The 19,232-nt window shown below is 32.2% G+C and carries 14 protein-coding genes; 7 read left to right on the top strand and 7 right to left on the bottom strand.

Features of this window, described 5'->3' with window-relative positions; all coding sequences use genetic code 11:
• Positions 1-97 precede the first annotated feature (97 nt).
• Genes J8L88_RS03020 through J8L88_RS03030 form a run of 3 tightly spaced genes read left to right on the top strand, consistent with a single transcriptional unit; the run spans position 98 to position 2,711 of the window.
• Positions 98-829 (top strand): polyprenol monophosphomannose synthase, encoded by a 732-nt coding sequence (locus tag J8L88_RS03020; RefSeq protein WP_118387893.1) that lies wholly within the window; start codon positions 98-100, stop codon positions 827-829.
• Between the two features lie 2 nt (positions 830-831).
• Positions 832-2,172 carry a dihydroorotase gene (locus J8L88_RS03025; RefSeq protein WP_211059899.1) on the top strand — a complete coding sequence of 447 codons (1,341 nt, stop codon included), beginning with the start codon at positions 832-834 and terminating at the stop codon, positions 2,170-2,172.
• The gene (locus tag J8L88_RS03030; protein ID WP_211059900.1) at positions 2,169-2,711 is read left to right on the top strand and encodes a DUF4296 domain-containing protein; all 543 of its coding nucleotides are present in this window, start codon (positions 2,169-2,171) and stop codon (positions 2,709-2,711) included. The genes J8L88_RS03025 and J8L88_RS03030 overlap by 4 nt, the downstream gene beginning before the upstream one ends.
• Here J8L88_RS03030 and J8L88_RS03035 read toward each other — a convergent pair.
• Both J8L88_RS03035 and J8L88_RS03040 read right to left on the bottom strand, forming a co-directional pair.
• Complete coding sequence (locus tag J8L88_RS03035; RefSeq protein WP_211059901.1) at positions 2,680-3,690, bottom strand: NAD-dependent epimerase/dehydratase family protein; 1,011 nt, start codon at positions 3,688-3,690, stop codon at positions 2,680-2,682. The two genes, J8L88_RS03030 and J8L88_RS03035, sit on opposite strands and share 32 nt — an antisense overlap.
• 109 nt (positions 3,691-3,799) lie before the next feature.
• A complete protein-coding gene (locus tag J8L88_RS03040; protein WP_211059902.1) occupies positions 3,800-6,712 on the bottom strand; it encodes a CHAT domain-containing tetratricopeptide repeat protein in 2,913 nt (970 codons plus the stop codon).
• A 243-nt stretch (positions 6,713-6,955) separates the two neighbouring features.
• On the opposite strand from J8L88_RS03040, the gene J8L88_RS03045 reads away from it, so the two are divergent.
• From J8L88_RS03045 to tyrS, 3 genes are all read left to right on the top strand, one after another.
• On the top strand, positions 6,956-7,537 hold the full coding sequence (locus tag J8L88_RS03045) for an RNA polymerase sigma factor (RefSeq protein ID WP_027394862.1): 582 nt from the start codon (positions 6,956-6,958) through the stop codon (positions 7,535-7,537).
• Between the two features lie 4 nt (positions 7,538-7,541).
• Positions 7,542-8,288 (top strand): tetratricopeptide repeat protein, encoded by a 747-nt coding sequence (locus J8L88_RS03050; protein ID WP_211059903.1) that lies wholly within the window; start codon positions 7,542-7,544, stop codon positions 8,286-8,288.
• A gap of 76 nt (positions 8,289-8,364) precedes the next feature.
• The gene (tyrS, locus tag J8L88_RS03055; protein WP_211059904.1) at positions 8,365-9,660 is read left to right on the top strand and encodes a tyrosine--tRNA ligase; all 1,296 of its coding nucleotides are present in this window, start codon (positions 8,365-8,367) and stop codon (positions 9,658-9,660) included.
• A 133-nt stretch (positions 9,661-9,793) separates the two neighbouring features.
• Here the strand turns inward: tyrS and J8L88_RS03060 are convergent, their stop codons facing one another.
• The 3 genes from J8L88_RS03060 to J8L88_RS03070 form a co-directional block, all read right to left on the bottom strand.
• Positions 9,794-10,243, bottom strand: a complete 450-nt coding sequence (locus J8L88_RS03060) for a YHS domain-containing (seleno)protein (protein WP_118387883.1) — start codon at positions 10,241-10,243, stop codon at positions 9,794-9,796.
• Between the two features lie 244 nt (positions 10,244-10,487).
• Positions 10,488-11,468 carry an acyl transferase gene (locus tag J8L88_RS03065; protein ID WP_211059905.1) on the bottom strand — a complete coding sequence of 327 codons (981 nt, stop codon included), beginning with the start codon at positions 11,466-11,468 and terminating at the stop codon, positions 10,488-10,490.
• A gap of 126 nt (positions 11,469-11,594) precedes the next feature.
• Positions 11,595-11,924 (bottom strand): T9SS type A sorting domain-containing protein, encoded by a 330-nt coding sequence (locus tag J8L88_RS03070; RefSeq protein WP_118387879.1) that lies wholly within the window; start codon positions 11,922-11,924, stop codon positions 11,595-11,597.
• 303 nt (positions 11,925-12,227) lie between these two features.
• Between J8L88_RS03070 and J8L88_RS03075 the strand changes: the two genes are divergently transcribed.
• Complete coding sequence (locus J8L88_RS03075; protein WP_211059906.1) at positions 12,228-13,634, top strand: MATE family efflux transporter; 1,407 nt, start codon at positions 12,228-12,230, stop codon at positions 13,632-13,634.
• Between the two features lie 75 nt (positions 13,635-13,709).
• Here the strand turns inward: J8L88_RS03075 and J8L88_RS03080 are convergent, their stop codons facing one another.
• Both J8L88_RS03080 and J8L88_RS03085 read right to left on the bottom strand, forming a co-directional pair.
• A complete protein-coding gene (locus J8L88_RS03080; protein WP_247666400.1) occupies positions 13,710-15,629 on the bottom strand; it encodes a hypothetical protein in 1,920 nt (639 codons plus the stop codon).
• Between the two features lie 26 nt (positions 15,630-15,655).
• Positions 15,656-18,505 carry a TonB-dependent receptor gene (locus tag J8L88_RS03085; protein ID WP_118387875.1) on the bottom strand — a complete coding sequence of 950 codons (2,850 nt, stop codon included), beginning with the start codon at positions 18,503-18,505 and terminating at the stop codon, positions 15,656-15,658.
• Positions 18,506-19,232: the final 727 nt, after the last annotated feature.

Genomic DNA, 19,232 nt, shown 5'->3' on the forward strand with positions numbered 1-19,232 from the left:
TTTTTAGGATAGTTATATAAATAAACAATAATAATAGCCTTAAAAACTAAAAATAATCTAGTGATTATTTAGTTATATTTGCCTGAAAACAGCTTAGATGGTGGATGCCGTAGTAATTATTCCTACCTACAATGAGATTGAAAATGTGGAGCGTATTATAAAAAATGTGCTTGCACTCCAGCGTGATTTCGATATTTTGATTGTAGATGATAACTCTCCAGATGGTACAGCAGCAAAAGTTAAGGAGCTACAGGAAGAGTATCCGGAACATTTGTTTTTATTAGAAAGAGAAGGTAAGTTGGGGCTGGGGACAGCTTATATAACTGGATTTAAATGGGCATTAGAAAGATCTTATGAATATATTTTTGAAATGGATGCAGATTTTTCACATAATCCAAATGATTTAATAAGATTATATAATGCTTGTGCTAAAGGTACATCACAGGTGGCGGTAGGATCGCGATATGTAACAGGTGTCAATGTTGTTAATTGGCCAATGAGTAGAGTGCTTTTATCTTGGTTAGCATCAAAATATGTGCGCTTTATTACTGGAATGAATATTCATGATACTACTGCAGGTTTTGTTTGCTACAAAAGAGAAGTTTTGGAGAAAATTAATCTAAATAAAATAAAGTTTGTTGGATATGCTTTTCAGATAGAAATGAAGTACAAAGCATATTTGTCAAAATTTAAAATAAAAGAAATACCCGTAATATTTACGGATCGAACACGTGGTACCTCTAAGATGAGTAAAGGAATTATTTCTGAAGCTGTTTTTGGAGTTTTACGAATGAAATTAAAGAGTATGTTTAATAGTTATGAAATATGATCATGAATAGTGTATTGATTAAGAATGCTAATATTGTTAATGAAGGAAAGATTTTTAACGGAGATGTATACATAGAGAATGGTTTCTTTAAAGAAATAGCTTCCCAAATTAGTGCTAAATCTCCAGATGTGCAGGTGTTTGATGCAGAAGGAAAATATCTTTTGCCAGGAGTTATAGATGATCAAGTTCATTTTAGAGAACCAGGGCTAACACATAAGGCCACGATAGAGACAGAATCTAGAGCTGCTATAGCAGGAGGAATAACCTCTTTTATCGAGATGCCAAATACAAATCCACAGACAACCACCATAGAAAAGCTTGAAGAAAAGTTTGATATAGCAGCTAAAACTAGTTATGCTAACTACTCTTTTATGTTTGGGGGTACAAATGATAATCTCGAAGAAATATTAAAGGTCGATCCGAATAATGTAGCAGGTCTTAAGTTATTTTTAGGTTCTTCTACAGGGAATATGTTAGTGGATAATCCTGAAGTGTTAGAAAAGATATTTTCATCGACGGACTTGTTAATTTCGGTACATTGTGAGGATGAGGAAACGATTAAAAATAATACTGCAATATATAAAGAGCGATATGGAGATGATATTCCCATTGATATGCATCCCATAATTAGAAGTGAAGAAGCGTGTTATTTATCATCTTCTAGAGCTGTTGCTTTAGCTAAAAAAACCGGAGCGAGATTGCATGTTTTTCATCTTTCTACGGCAAAGGAATTAGAGTTATTTACAAATAAAATACCATTAAAAGATAAAAAAATCACGGCAGAGGTGTGTATACATCACCTTTGGTTTTCTAATGAGGACTATAGGCAAAAAGGTACTTTGATAAAATGGAACCCAGCTGTGAAAACTCCAAAAGATAGAGATGCTTTGTTTCAAGCACTGCTTGATGATAAATTAGATGTGATTGCTACAGATCACGCTCCACACACTAAGGATGAAAAAGACAATGTATATACAAAAGCGCCTTCAGGAGGGCCATTAGTGCAGCATGCATTACCTGCGATGTTGGAGTTTTATCATAGAGATAAGATTTCTTTAGAAAAAATTGTAGAGAAAATGTGTCATAATCCCGCGATCTTATTTCAGGTTGAGAAGAGAGGTTACATTAAAGAAGGGTATTGTGCTGATGCGGTTTTAGTAGATCTAAATGCTCCGTGGACTGTTAATACCGATAATATAGCATATAAATGTGGCTGGTCGCCATTTGAAGGAACTACCTTCAAATCAAGAATTACTCATACATTCGTCAATGGAAGTTTAGTATATAAGAATTTTAAATTTTATGATGTTAAAAATGCGCAACGATTAACTTTTGATAGATGAAAAAGAGCTTAGTATATAGTGTTTTTGCAATCATTTTGGTTAGTTTTTCTTGTCAAAAATTAAACTCGCCTGATAGACCTGATAATCTTATTGCAGAGGACAAGATGGTTGAAATACTTACCGATATTGCCTTTGTAAAAGCTGCAAAAGGAAGTTATAAAAAGGTTTTTGATATCCAAAAAATAAATCCGGAGTCGTATATTTTAGAAAAACATGGGATTGACAGTTTAGTATTTGAAGCCAATAATAATTGGTATACTAGTCAGTTGGATCAATACGAAGAGATTTTTAAAAAGGTGAAAAGCAATATAGAGATCTCAAAAATTAAATTTGAAAAGCTAAAAAAGGAAGAGGATTCGCTAAAAAAGATATCAGATTCGATTAAGAGGGCAAAAAATAACCTTAAAGATGATAAGATTTTACCCGAAGATTTAGATGAACTAGAATCGATTAAGGAAGAATTAATGGACGTAGAAAAAGAAAATGCTGTAAGGAAAAGAACCAATCCTAGCGCTGTTTCTGGAAAAAAGAAGCAGTAGTTTCAATAGCTTTTTCCATAGGAGTAAAACTATAGGTAAGTTCTTTTTTTATTTTATCATTTTCATAAAAGGAATTAGAGAAAGCACTTTTTATAGAAGACTTAAATATGGTTCTTTTTGTTTTAAAGAATGTATGACTGAACTTTTGTAAGTAAAAAGCAACTTTCATTAAAAATGGAGACACTTTCTTTTTTGGAGTAGGTTTATTAAGTGCCTTAGAAATCATTGAGAATGCACTTTTAAAGCTCAAATTTTCTGAAACTAATATGTATCGCTGATTTTTTATTTCACTATTCATAAGTCGATACATTATTTTTACTACATCATTTACAGCTACATATCCTGTGGTGCCTGTGGTATAGAATTTCATTCCTTTATGGATTTTCTTAAATAAATAGCCACTTCCAGAATTATAGAAACCACGGCCAATAATAATACCAGGGTTTACAATTACAGTATCTAATCCTTCTTGTGTACCACGCCAAACTTCCATTTCTGCGCCGTATTTTGTAATAGCATAAACAGAATCAGAAATTTCTGGATTCCACTCCGAAGTTTCATTAATTGGTTTTTGTAGATTGTTTTCGCTTATTGTTGCTATTGAACTTACATAGCAAAGCTTCTGTATATTATGAATCAGCGATAAATTTACAATATTAGCAGTACCTTGTATATTAGTTTTACGAAGTTTTTTATAGTGAGAAGGATTAAATGATATCATAGCTGCACAGTGGTATACGTGAGTAATTCCATCAAAAGCGTTTGTAAGTGTAGGAATATCATTAAGATCGCCTTGTACCCAATCTATAGTGTCGAATGTATTTTTATCTTCAGGTTTACAGCATTGAGCAAATATATTTTTTGCATATTCTTTTTTATCAATTGTTCTGTATAATGCACGTACGTGCTGCTTTTCTTCTACTAGTTTAATTAATAAATGAGTGCCTACTAAGCCTGTAGCTCCGGTAACTAATATCATAGTTTTTATTCTATAATACTAATGTAAACAATTAGTGATTAATAATAAGTTTGGTTTGTTAAAAAGTAGTAACCTTTTTAGATGAATAGCGACTCTAGTTATTAGAGTTTTATAAAGTCTGTTTTTTCTTTTTGTACCAAAGATATCCTAGAATAAGTAAAATAAGTATTGAAACAATAGTTATCGACCAATACCAATTATAATAGCTGTTAAATTGAATCGGAGTAGTGTCTCCTAAAACATAAAAGCCTCCCCAATAAAAGGGATGTATACGATTTATATTGGCGTTGTTTAAGTATTGAAGTTTTGCTTGTTGTAACGCTTCTGCTTTACTCATCCCTTCCTTTAAATTAGTATAAAAATGTTTCATTAAATCAGGTGTGGTTTGATCAGATACTTCCCAACTGCTCAATAATAGACTTTTAGCACCAGCGTATTGGAACGCAGTTCCAAGACTCATAATGCCTTCGCCTTTGGCGATTTTTCCTGTTCCAGTATTGCAGGCACTGAGAACGGTGAGTTCTGCAGGGATGTTTAATGCAAATAATTCGTGGCTATGTAAAAGATCATCTTCTATAGAATCATTACTTTGAGTAAAAAAGAGTTTAGAGTTTTCAGGTTTTTCGTTATCAACCTCACCGTGTAATGCAAGATGCAGAATATTATATTGACTCACATTTTTTTTAAAATTCTTTTCTACAGCTTCTAATCCATAAAAGTAGTTTCCATTGATTATGTTTGCAATTGATTTGATTTCTTTTCGAGTTCCGGGAAGATCGTTTTCATGTTCTGTAAGAGCTGATAAGCTAATAGTATTTGAGTTTTGTTGATCATTGCTATTAGAGAAAGAAAATGCTAAACATTCCTTCTGCATTTGCTTGAAATTAAAAACACTTTTTTCTTGTGGCGCTAACAATAAGTTAGCAGAATTTGCATATGAAATGATATGTTCTTTCAATAAATATGATAATTCTTTTGGATTGTTTGTATTATCTTTTTTACTTAATAATAAATCAAAATTAAGATGCCATAAAGCTCCGTCCGGTACAATGATCAATTCAGTCCCAGTAAATAAATGTTTTAAAGGGGCTATTAAATCCTGATATAAACCATAGGCAACCGTTTTATATTCTAGTGTTTGTTTATTTGTAATTGTTCTCCTAAATTCCTGAATTTTTTCTTCTAACCCAGAAGTATTTAGTTCCTTTACCTCTATTTTACTTTTGGTAATTATAAATGCATAAATGATATCATCTGACACAAAGAATTCCAATAAAGTAGTGTTATCTTTTAGTGTTTTTTGAATATCATCAACTAGGATAATTGTATTTTGATATTTCAGTCTATGATATTTAGGATAGTTGTTTTTTATAATGTTGGTTAATGAATCTTCTATATTTTTTAAGCGAGATAACTTGTTCTCATATTCTTGAATTCTTGAATTATTTGCAGCGGATTTGGATTTTTCTTCTATGATTCTGGATTGATAAAACGCTCTATTAATTCTTTGGTTTTTTTCTAACTCTAATAATTCTTTAGATAATCCTGCAAATTCCTTTGTCTTTGATTCATTGATTAAATCTTTAAGTGTGTTGGCTTTGCTTTTTTCGATATAGTAAATTATCTTTTCAAGAGTTTGTTGTTCCTCTATTTCTTTATAAAATAGGAATTGAGTTTTTATAGCATCAGAATAGACTTCTCTTGCACTGGAGGCAAATGCTATTTTATCTTGATAATTCTGATAAGATTTTCTGATGTAATCGATAAGGATATCTGCTTCCTCGTATATTTTTAGGCTGATACATAAATCTTCTATGTTTTCATTTTCAATATATTTAGATTGTAATGTTTTTGCTTTTCCATGAAGAACGGTCAGCAGTAATTTTAAATCATAATACTCGCTAGGATCAAAAAAGGTTTCATCATTATTAGATGATTGATCTTTTTTGTTTGCAATTACAGCTTTGTTATAATAAGTGATAGCTGTGTTAAAATCCTTCTTTTTGTCATACGCTTTGGCAATGTTATAATAGAAGTCGGATGTAAGTAAATGGTTTGTTCCATATGTTTCCTTAAAGGTGTCTAATCCCTTTTCATAATATTTAATGGCTTCTTCAAACTTCTTTTTTCTGATATAAATACTAGCGATTCTCAAGTTCAGATTTACAATTTTTGGATCGTTTAGATCTAAAATTGTAGAGTAAGCTTCAAGGGATTTTTGATAATAATCTAGAGAGAGGTCATATTCTTTTTTACGGTTATATATATCCCCTATATCAGAATAAAGTTTGGCGACTTTTAAGTTATTTTGACCATAGGCGTTAATATATACGGCTATACTTTTTTGGTAGTAGGATAATGATTTTTCATACTCTTGTTTAGTACTATAAAGAGCTCCAATGTTTTGGTAGCTTTTCCCATTTTCTATATAGTTTTTACCAAATAATTTAGTTCCTATTTTTATGCTTTTGTCATAGTATTCAATGGCTTTAGTGTTTTCTCCATTCTTGGTAAATACTACTCCTATGTTATCATATATAAAAGCAGTCATATCTTTTTTTCTGAGATATTGAAATGTAATTAAGGACTTTTCATAATTTTCTAAGGCTAAATCATATTGGAATAGATTTTTATAAGTAACTCCGATGTTTAAAAACCCGTAGCCTGCATAAAAATGATACCTTCCGTATCTTTTGATGGCAAGATTTAAAAAGGTTTTAAAATAATCAAGAGCAATTTCATGTTGTCCAATATTTTTATAGATAAGACCGATTCGATCGTAATAAATAATGGTTTTTTCATGATTCTGTCCATATATTTTAAGTTCAACATCCAGTGCTTTTTTAAAATAAATAACAGAGCGCTCTAGTTTCTTTTCTGCTAATAGTGACTCTGCTTTTTTTAAATATTTGGCAGCTAAAATACTATCCTGAGCTGATTGTGCGGAAACTTTGTTAAAAGGAATGACAAGAATAAAAAAGCATAAGATCTTTAGATTAAAAAGATATTCTAGTCGTTCCATAGATTACAAGATAGGCAAATGGTGATTAACTTATTCCACCTCTTTATATAATAACTGATTATTTTAAGTTAAGAAAAGAGGATGTTTTTGAAAATTGTCTTAAAATTGTTTTTTATAAGATTTCAATCAAAAATAGATAACGTTATCTATTTATTTATAGCATAGAAGGTAAAAATGTTACTTTTACTAATAAAATAAAATTTAAAATAAAGGTAACAGATTGCCGTTTGATGACATTAACCTATGAGTATTAATGAAGAACGAAAAATTTTAGAAGGAATTGCAGCAGGAGATGCTAAGGTTATTAAATCTTTCTATAAAGACAATTATAATTACATTAAAGGATATATCTTAAAGAATTCTGGAGATGATGTAGATGTAGAAGATGTATTCCAGGATGCAATGATAGTTATTTATCAGAAACTTAAATCAGGTACATTAGAGATGAATGTTTCGATACGAACGTATCTCTATGCAGTATGTAAGAATATTTGGAGAAGTAGATTACGAAAGAAAAAGAAATTAATTGTAGATAATGATGCAATAGAAGCTAATGAAGAAATAGAAGCGTCTATAGCAGAGGACATAGAAAATAAGGAACGTGAGCATGTATACAGGAAATATTTTCTTAAATTAAGTGATAGTTGTAAAGAATTACTAAATCTGGTTTTTGATGGAAATAGTATGAAAGAGATCGCAAATATCACAGGGTATTCTGATGGATATACAAGGAAGAAAAAATTTGAATGTAAAAAATCACTTCTTGAAAAAATCGAAAAGGATCCCATGTATAAGGAGTTAAAAATAACTTCGTTAAAAGAATAATGGTATGGAAAGGACTCAGGAATTATTTGAAAAAATAGAAAGATATTTAGATAAAACATTATCCGAACAAGAAGCAATTGCTTTTGAAACGGAAATGGCTACTAATCCAGAACTTAAACATGAAGTAGAGAAACACGAAGAATTGCACAAAGTTTTAAGTGATACAGATGTGTTGGATTTTAAAAAGAAATTACAAAAAATTGGAGAAGAAGTAAAAAATGAAAAATTAGAAGATACTAAAACATCATTTTTCCCATATTTAAAAATTGCGGCTTCTATAGTTGTGATTATTGGTGCTGGAACATTGTTATGGAATACTTTTAATTCATCTAATGATTTTTCTAATTTATATGGATCTTATTATGAATTATATCCAGTAGAAGATGCTACAAGGGGAAATGCTCTAGCACAATTGGATATTATTATGAAGAATTATGCTCAAGGTAATCATGATGTGGTGGTAGAGAAGCTTGAAGAGAACACTTCCTTAGTTACTTTAGAACAATTAGAACTTTATCTAGGAAATAGTTATCTCCATATGGGAAAAGAAAAAGAAGCGCTATTACAATTTGAAAAAATAAAAGAGGAAAGTAAATATCACGAAGGTGCTAGTTGGTATCGAGCTCTTACTTATCTTAAGTTAGGAAAAACAGATACTTCTATAGAAATCTTGAATGAAATTATCAAATTTAATGGAATTTACAAAGAGAAAGCAATACAACTGAAAGGAGATTTAGAATCGTTGTATTAGAAATGATTTCTTAATTATTCATAGTAGTATATAATCCATATTTCTATCTTTGCCGGATAAATTGAATACTACTAAAATGGCCGTAAACTTTATAGAAGAACTACGCTGGAGAGGAATGTTGCATGATGCCATGCCTGGAACAGAAGAATACCTAATGGAACAGATGAGAGCTGCATATGTTGGGTTTGATCCCACTGCAGATTCTTTGCATATTGGGAATTTAGTTCCAATTATGTTGTTAGCACACTATCAACGAGCGGGTCATAAACCATTTGCTTTAGTTGGAGGTGCTACTGGAATGATCGGAGATCCATCTGGTAAATCTGCAGAGCGTAATCTCTTAGACGAAAAAACATTACGCCATAATCAAGAGTCAATAAAAGGACAGCTAGCACAGTTTTTAGATTTTGAAAGCAATGCCGCTAATGCTGCCGTTTTAGTAAATAACTATGATTGGATGAAAGACTTTTCATTCCTTGACTTTATTAGGGATGTAGGTAAACATATCACGGTAAACTACATGATGGCTAAGGATTCTGTAAAGAATAGAATTTCTTCGGAGTCTTCTGATGGAATGTCTTTTACAGAATTTACATATCAATTGGTACAAGGATATGATTTTTTACATTTGTATAAAGAACATGATTGTACACTACAGATGGGAGGTAGCGATCAATGGGGTAATATCACTACAGGTACCGAATTAATTAGACGTATCGGTAGTGGAAAAGGATATGCTTTGACCTGTCCATTAATTACAAAATCGGATGGATCTAAATTTGGTAAATCTGAAGGAGGAAATGTTTGGTTAGATGCTAAAAGGACATCTCCTTATAAGTTTTACCAATATTGGCTAAATACCAGTGATGAGGATGCAGAGAAGTACATTAAAATTTTTACATTTTTGACTAAAGATGAAATTGAAAATTTGGTTACTGAACATGCCGAAGCACCACACCAAAGAATTCTTCAGAAGAAATTAGCTGACGAAATTACAATTATGGTGCATTCTCAGGAAGATCTTGATAATGCTATTAAAGCTTCTAATATTTTATTTGGAAGATCTACTTCTGAAGATTTAAAAGGGTTAGATGAAGCCACATTTCTAGACGTTTTTGAAGGAGTTCCACAAGCTGAAATTTCTAAGAGTATGATTGCTGATGGATTGGATGTAATTGGTGCGCTAGCTGAGCATACGGGTTTTTTAAAATCTAATGGAGAAGCTAGAAGAGCGCTTAAGGAGAACTCTATTTCCGTAAATAAAGAAAAAATCAAAGAAGGGTATTCAATAGCTACTGAAGATCTCATTAATGATCAATTTGTATTATTACAAAGAGGAAAGAAAAACTATTTTGTGATTAGAGCAGTATAAGCTTTTTGAACTCATATTAAATAACATAAAAAACAAAGCCTACCAGAATTTCTTCTTAGTAGGCTTTGTCAACTAACCAATCAATTATTGAAAAAAACTTAGCGTTCTATATTGTTTATCGAAACTTATTCGATTATTTTTTCGTTTTTATTTTTTGCCAATTCACATCGGCTTTTTCTTTTAATACCACAGCACCTTCTTCATTCCATTTTGTCAATGTATTTATTCCCCAAGAATTGTAGAATAAGTACAGTTTACCATCTCTAATTTCATAGGTTTCAGGATCAATGTCTACTTTTTCTGCTTTTGCTCCAACCGCATAAGCGCAGTATCCTCCGTATTGTGGGATAAACTTTTCTGGATTGCTTTTAAATTTCTCCAGATTGGATTGACTTACAAATTTATATTTTGCATTATCATAGGTTGCCGTATATTTACTATCACCCTTTGTCGCTTTATTATTAAAGTATTCGGTAACATCATATCCTTCGGCTACAAATCCCTTTTTTACATTATAATCAACTTGCTGTGCTGAGACCGTTGTAGCTAATCCTAAAAACAATAAGACTATGAACTTTTTCATTTTATGCAATGTTTTTTTGTTGTTACATCCATTCAGTCGTTAAAAAAACAGAACATTACAATTTTAACATAATTATAAGTTTTTTAGTATAGTTGAATACAAGTTCTATGTATTCTCAATCTAAAATTTCTTTCACTTATAAATACGTTTCATAAAAGTGAAAGTTGCATAAAAAACAAAAGTTTTTTAAAAATTGTTCTTTGTGATTTTTTAAGTAAATAGATGATCTATAAAAGAAACCAGGTTATAGCGCCATTAAGTTGCAACCTCTAATATCACTGTTGTCAAATCGACCGAGAATTTCAAAACTTCCGTCATCATAGGTTTTTCCGAGGTCTTGTGTAGCAATAAACGAACATGAATTTATGTTTGCCAAGTCAATAATATTAATTCCTCCTGTTTTATTCGTTTCTAGGGGAGTAAGTGCGTCCTCAGGATCTCGTGTAGAAATGTTCATCCATGGTGGACAACGAAAAAGACCATCACCTTTAGAATATGCTTGAGATAATAACTCTGTCATGCCGTATTCACTATGGATTTTAGAAATACCAAATCCTTTTTTTAGAATTTGATGCAGTTCTTCACGAATGATCTCTTTTCGTCGACCTTTCATTCCTCCCGTTTCCATAACAATAGTATTCTCATTAAGTTGAATATCGTTACTTTCGATAAGATCTAATAAAGCAAAAGAAACACCAATCAATATAATTTTTTTATGTTCTTTAGTAAGTTCTTTAAGGGTCGTGATAAGCTTTTTAGTTTCATCAAGGTAAAAACCACTATTCGTTTGTTTACTATCCTTAATTAATTTATCCGCCATATATACTAGAGAGGAACCTTCGCGTTCTAGATATGATGGTAATAGTGCCAATATTGTATAGTCTGTTATATCTCCATAAAAGTGTTTGAATCCTTTAGAGAAGCTGTTTTCATAAATACCTAAATTGGTTACATAGTGTTTACTTGTAATACTACCAGTTGTTCCACTACTAGTAAAAACTTGTTGAACGTTAGAAGGTGAGCTAGTAATTTTTTCTTGTTTAAAAAACTCTACAGGTAGGAATGGGATTTCTTTACTTGTGGTAACAGCGCTTTTGGTAATTCCAAGAAGATTACAAAAACGTTGGTATACCTGACAATTAATATATTGATGTTGAAATACTCTTATCGCCATTTTTTCAAAATCCTCATTATTTCGAATCGTAAAAATTGTCTCAGAGAGCATATAGGCGTATGGAGGTTATTTTAAAACAAAGGTATAAAAAAACACACTACATAAAATAGCGTGTTTGTATGTTATAAAAACTGGCTTTATTAAATATTTTTATTACTACTAATAAAATATTACCAATTATTGTCTAATTAATTTTTTAGAAAAATCTTCTTCTCCGATCTTAATTTTTAAAACATAAACACCAGGAGGTAGTGATGAAATATCTAACTGCTCTTTAGTTGTGATTACCTTAAATAATACGGTTCTACCTAAAACACTATAAACTCTACAAGTCATTGATTTCCCAGATTTAGAGGTAATATTAAGAATATTACCAGAAACCGGATTTGGAAATACTTGAACTTCTTCTTGATCGTCTGTTTTTATAGTGGATTGTGCACTAACTCCTGTAGAAAAGGAGAGTACAAAAAGGCCAGTAAGTATGAGTAGTAAGTAGATTTTTTTCATAAAACTTTATTTTGGGACTATAAAAGTACAATATTTTATTAATAATTGAGTTAGGGTTGTCGTTTTTAAATGTTAAATCTCTACAAAAAAACCATTTTATTTTCATAATTACGGTTTTACCATTTTTAAATCCTTGTTTTGATTTTTGTAGTTTCATAAAAAAAGTAGATATTTGTTTATTATGAAGTTATAAAGAATTATGTACGTCTTTTTGGAAATATCGGTCTCGATATTATATAGCTAGAGAAATCTTCTTTAGCCAGTTTCCATTTATATCTTTTTTTCAACGTAATTCTTTTATTCATGACACAAAATAAACTTACTCCCACCAAACTGTTCTCATATTTTAAACTAGCCGTTAGCGGCAAAGAACAACAATTTACGTCCGGAAGTATCCGTAAGGCGGTTTTTATGCTTGCAATTCCTATGATCTTAGAGATGATGATGGAATCTATTTTTGCTTTAGTTGATGCATACTGGGTTTCTAACTTAGGTGCAAATGCAATTGCTACTGTAGGTTTAACAGAATCCGTGATTACTTTAATTTATGCAGTGGCAATTGGACTCAGTATGGGTGTTACAGCTATCGTTGCTCGAAGAGTGGGAGAAAAGGATATTGAAGGAGCTTCACAAGCGGCAGTTCAATCTATCTTTTTAGGAATTTCTGTAGCGGTAATTATTAGTATAATAGGGGTGCTTTATCCGAAAGAAATTTTAGCTCTTATGGGTGCTGAGGCAGATTTAATAGCTGATGGATATGGGTATACTCAAGTTTTATTAGGAGGAAATATAACAATTATGTTATTGTTTTTGATTAATGCGGTTTTCCGAGGAGCAGGAGATGCTTCTGTTGCTATGAAAGTTCTAATAGTTTCTAATTTGTTAAATATTATTCTGGACCCACTTTTTATTTTTGGTTTTGGACCAATACCAAGTTTTGGTGTGCAGGGAGCTGCTATTGCAACAACAATTGGTAGAGGTAGTGCAGTATTATTACAACTTGCAATTCTTTTCTTTGGGTGGAGTAAAATTAAAGTAACTTTTAAGGATGTTGTTCTTAGATCGAAAGTGATGATTAATTTAATTAAGGTGTCTCTTGGCGGGATTGGTCAGTTCATTATAGGTACTTCTAGTTGGGTATTTTTAATGCGCATTATGGCGGAGTTTGGGAGCGAGGTACTTGCAGGGTATACTATTGCAATCAGAGTATTGATGTTTACATTAATGCCATCATGGGGAATGAGTAATGCGGCTGCAACATTAGTAGGGCAAAATCTAGGAGCGGCTAAGCCAGATCGAGCAGAACAATCAGTATGGAAAACTGGGAAATACAATGCTTATTTTATGATTGTTGTATCTGTACTATATTTAATTTTTGCAGAGGTAATTATCAAAATTTTTAGCAGTGAGCCTGAAGTGGTAAAATATGGAGCTTTAAGTTTACGAGTAATTGCAGCAGGTTATGTGTTTTATGCATATGGTATGGTGATTATTCAATCTTTTAATGGAGCAGGAGATACCAAAACACCAACTATTATTAATTTCTTTTGCTTTTGGGTGTTTCAATTACCATTCGCCTATTTGGCTGCAATAGTATTGGATTGGGGAGCTATGGGAGTTTTCTTAGCAATTACATTTGCAGAAGTGTTAATTGCTGTTGTTGGAATTATATGGTTTAGGAAGGGCACTTGGAAATCAGTAAAAGTATAAACAAAAAACACCCTCAAATTTGAGGGTGTTTTCTATATAAGATGAGATTTTATCTCTTTCTTTTATAATTTAGTTCTATAAAGAAGTTGCCCAAGCAAAATCAGCTGCTACTGTCGTAGAAGTACTATATGTTGTAGCTTCTGCTGCATCAGCACCATCAGCTTGTAGGTTAGAAGCTGGCGCGCTATCTCTAAAATCAAACTGAGTATCAAATCCAGTTAATGAAAGACCAGTAATAGTTGCTCCAGAGTTGTTTTTGATTTGTATCCCTGTTCCTCCCATTGTAGAAACTGCAGTAAAGTTAACCAGTGTTGGGTTGTTATTTACACCATCAGCTTCGATGGCAGTAGAGAAATCAGCGATGGTGATGTTTACGAATGTGTTCGTAAGTGTACCGTTCCATCCTTCAGTCCAGTCTACAGCATCATCTTCAAGATTTTCTGCATAGAAATTAGTCATGTTTACAGTTCCTCCGAAGAATTCAACTCCGTCATCAGAACCTCCGATAACAGCAACGTTAGTAATTGTAGTTCCACTACCTACTGCATAAAGAGTTAAACCATTGAACTGAGAATCAGCATTGATCTGAGCACCTGTATTTTTAAGAACTAAGTAATTAATAGTACCAGAATTATCTGTATCGTTAGTACCACCATAAACAAGACCACCTACTTCAGCAATAGCGTTTACTCCTTCAGTAGTAGTAGCGTCACCACAAATAAGCAATCCACCCCAAGCTTGACCGTCATTTGACTCCATTACTACTGGATTAGCCATTGTTCCCTGGATATCTATAGAAGCTCCTTTTAATACAGCTAAGTAGTTTGCAGTTCCAGACTCAGAAGTAATTGTAGTTCCAGCTGGAATTGTTAAAGTAGCACCATTACTTACTAAAACAGGTCCACTTATTTCGTATGCTACAGAAGCATCAAGCGTAAGATCGCTAGAAATAGTAGCAGGAAGTACATTACCAGAACCAGTTCCTGCATCAATTACCCAAGCAAATAAACTAGCGTTTGTAGAAGATGTACTAAATACAGCGTCATCAGCAGTATCTGCATCAGCTCCGTCAATTTGTAAGTTAGAAGCTGGAGCGCTATCTCTAAAATCGAAAGATGTATCAAATCCAGTTAAAGTTAAACCGTTGATAGTAGCACCAGAATCATTTTTGATTTGGATTGCGGTTCCTCCAGTAGAAGAGATTGCAGTAAAATTAATAAGTGTTGGGTTATTATTTGCACCGTCTGCTTCGATAGCAGTGGAGAAATTTGAGATAGTGTTTAGAACATATCCGTTAGTAAGTGTTCCATTCCAACCTTCTGTCCAGTCTACAGCATCATCTTCATTGTTTTGTAAGTATAAGTTATTTACATTTACGGTTCCTCCAAAAAATTCAACACCATCATCCGTACCATTGATGATACCTACGTTGTCGATAGTAGTTCCAGAACCTACAGCATATAATGTAAGGCCATTGAATTGTGAAGTTGTAGTAATTTGTGCACCAGCATCTCTAATGATTAAATAATCGATATTACCAGAACTATCAGTGTCATTATTTCCTCCATAAATAAGACCTCCAACTTCCGCTATTGCATCTGCTCCTTCTGTAGTCGTAGCATCACCACAGATTAATAAACCACCCCAAGCTCCTGCTGTACCATTAGAACGCATAATTACTGGATTAGCTGCTGTTCCTTGAACATCAATATCAGCTCCTTTCAATATTGCCAGATAATTATCTACTCCTGGTTCTGATACGATTTCAGTACCTGCAGGTATAGTAAGAGTAACTCCTGATGCAACAGTTACAGTTCCTGTAATTGAATATTCAATACTAGCGTCTAATGTGCGATCTTCACTGATAAGGCCATTTAGGATAGAATCATCAGTTGGAATTATTGGTCCACCATTGTCATCATCACTACCACAGGAAACTGAAAGTAATCCTGTGATTAGTGCAAAGCTTAATAATTTACTTAACGTTTTCATCATTGTTTATATTTAATTAAAATAAAGTTTTAAAATTTATAACTAACACTTAAAGAAGTGTTTACTCCTGTAGAATATGATAAGATGGTATCTTCAAATTGATCCCCACTTACAACTTCCTGAATAAATTGTGTTCTTTCTATTGTAGGATTTAATAAGTTTTTAGCAGTTAATCCAATGCTCCAATTGTCATTTATCTGTTTGTTAGCGATAAAGTCTAACGTAACAAACCCTTTTTCTATAATTTCACCATTGAAGAAAACATCTGGTTGCTGTTGGTTTCTAGGAGCTCCTAAAGCAAAAATCTTATCCGATGTATAGTTTCCTGTAAGTGTAAGTTCATATGGGAATTCTTCACCAGAGTTAAAAGTTAAGGATAGGTTAGAGATCCAATCAGAAGCTCCTTCTAATCCAATTTCCGTTCTGTTCCCATACTTAAAGGTCTGTTCAAGAGTTCCGTCTTCTCTAATAACATCTTTTAAATCCTGCACGTGATCTAAATAAGATATGTTTCCACTAAGTCTTAAATTAGGATTTGATTCTCGTTTCTTAATTATATATACTCTTCCTTCTAGTTCGAATCCTAAAATACGAGCTCTATCACCTGTATTGAAGTAAGAGAAAATATCCTCTCCTCCTCTTTGTAATCCACGGTTTATAGGGTCTTCTATTCTCTTATAGAAGGCACTGAAGGATATTAACTCATCATTTTCTGGAAAAAATTCTACTTTAAAATCTACGTTATAGTTCTGAGATCTTTCTACATTAGGATTTCCTTGAAATACCTGACCAACTTGAGATACGTACTGGAAAGGTGCAATTTCTTTAAATTCAGGTAATGTTTGTCCTAAACTTCCTGAAAGACGTAATGCTAATTTTTCGTTTACGGAATACTTTAAGTTCAAGTATGGGTAGAAATTATCGTATTCTTTATTTGAAGATCCAATTCTTGCTTGTCCTGTAAGAGGATTTACAAAGTTTCCTACATCAAAGTTAACATCGATTTCATCTTTCTGATAACGAACACCAACTTGTGCCGTGAACTTGTTAAATGTTCCTGTAAAGTTTGCGTTTCCAGAGTAAGAAAGAAGTTCTGCGTCATAAGTATCTATTGGCTGCGTATTAAGTTGTAGTGCACCAGTGTCAAAATTTTGTTGAGTGAAGATATCACCTAAAGCATCTATTGAGGTAGGGTTGATTTCTACATTACCTTCTTCAACTCCGAAAAATTGAGATAAGAAATCTCTGGTTTTATTTCTAAAATCTCCACCTACATTTAAGACAAAAATGTCTTCTTCATCCTCATTTTGCTTAAGAACCCATTTATCAGAGATTCTAGCATTAATTTCTTGATCGGTAATTTCTTGAACAGATTTTCTTTGCTGAAACCCTCCGGTAAATCCAAGTTCTATAATCCCATCTTCGTTCTCAGGTGTATTTGGGTTGTCATTAAGAATATTTACCTCATTACGAATTCTATTAGGTTCATTAGCTACTAAATAATTAAATCCCGCTGCCCATTCTAAGTTATTCTTTTCAGAAAGTCTATGTTCTCCAATAAGCTGCGTTGCGGAAAGAAAAGTATTCTTTATATTTTGATCTCTAAGAAACTGAGATCCTTCTTCAATATTATCTAGTTCTTCGAAAAACTCTGTAGTACGTTCACGCCCAGCTTCTAAGGTTTCTTCAAAAACTTTGTTAATGACAAAACTGTTAAAAGATAGTTTATGATCATCACTAATCTTATATTGACTGTGTAACATTGCTGTGGAGTTAACAGTACGTAACCAACGTCTTAAATCATCTTCTGGTACGATATCTCTTAAGTTCCCTTGATCATATTCTCTAAACAAACCTTCTCTATATTCGTGATCAACGGATTGACCTCCACTGAAATAAAGTTTAAGATTTCTAGCTTCACCTAATATTCCTCCAATATTAAATCCAAATCCATAGTTAATAGGTGCAGTTGATTCTGTTGTGTTCCAAGACTGTTGGGTTAAAGCGTTTACAAGATTATTAGCTTCAAATTCACGGCTATATATTCCTAAAGAAATATCATTGTTATTAGCTGTTGTCTTAAAATTGCTAAAAATATCACTATCTGCAGCATTCGAATTAACTCCTGCACTAACACTTACACCAATATCTTTGGTTTTTGTAACCTGTTTAGAAACGATGTCGATATTTCCAGAAGCAAGATCCGCCGAATTAGAAGGAGCAAAGGTTTTACTTATGGAAACATTTCCAATAAATCTTGTTGGGAATAATTCTAAGTCTATATTTTTTTTGTCGATATTGTCGGAAGGTATCGGTAATCCATTAAGAGTAGTGCTTAGATAACGATCACCTAAACCACGTACATAAATATCTCCAGATCCTTCTGCTTTAGATACACCAGATATTTTGGTGGTAGCTGCGGAGGCGTTAGATACTCCAAGTCGTGTTAGTTGTTCTGCTCCTATACTCTCTTTTATTTGAACTGCATTTTTTTGTTCTAATAATAAAGCTTCTTCTCTTTCTCTACTTGTTTGCACTTTTATCACGACTTCTTCAAGCGCTGCTGCAGTAGCGCCAAGAGCAGTGTCAATTACAGTTACCTTATTAGGCTCTATAACTACATCAGGAATACGTAACGTTTCATATCCTGTAAAACTAAATTCTAAGGTGTATGTTCCTGGAGTGATGTTAGTGATTTCATATTTTCCATCAAAATCCGAGGATGTACCTTGAGTTGTACCTACAATAACAATATTGGCAAATGGTAATGGTTGGTTGTTTACTTCTTTATCTAGAAGTGTTCCGGCAATGGATCCGGTTTCTTGTGCAAAATTTAATCCAAGATAAAACAGTGCGATAACTGTGAAAAATTTTCTCATTTCGTGTCCTTAAAAAATCTGATACAAATAAATACGGTTTTACAGTAAGAAATTTTATCCTACTATTATCCTTAGTTTAAGGGATTGTAATTTGGTATAAATGAGAGAAAAGTTGTTTTTAGTACTCTTTTTTGTTTTGTTTTACCGATTAAATATTAAAAATAAAATACTTATAATCAAGTAGTTAAAATATATTTCGCTTTACCTGCTAAAATTGATTTTGTTTTTTGAAAATCACAGGAGCAGATTACGTTAATTTGTATAAAACTTTACAAAAAGATTATCTTAGTGTTAAATGGGGGCTATTTTAGATTTTTGGGTTAACAATCAGATAAACTCGTGCTAACTATACTTAATATATTTTTGTATTTTTTTAGGAATTACCTTAAAATTCTCTAGCATTTATAATAGTCTTATTTGTAAACTCTTAAAAAAGCTTCTTTTTAAGAGTCTAATAAAAAAAGAGAAGGCTGAAGAGAAACATTATTGTTGTTGGATAATAATGATCTTCCAGCCTTCTACGAACACGTATCTTTATATCAATCGAATATCTTCTGATTCTTAAAGAAACTGAACTGATAATTTTGTATTTGTTTAAATATTTTTTTGGGATAAAATCTGAAAGCAAATTACAGGAGTTTAGCTGTGATTTGTTTTAACTTATTATTATTCTTGAATTAAGGAAGTGTAACTTTTACCGAAAAGTAATAGATAGGTTTGATTTAGG

The sequence above is a fragment of the Aquimarina sp. MMG015 genome (assembly GCF_018100855.1).
GTDB lineage: Bacteria > Bacteroidota > Bacteroidia > Flavobacteriales > Flavobacteriaceae > Aquimarina > Aquimarina latercula.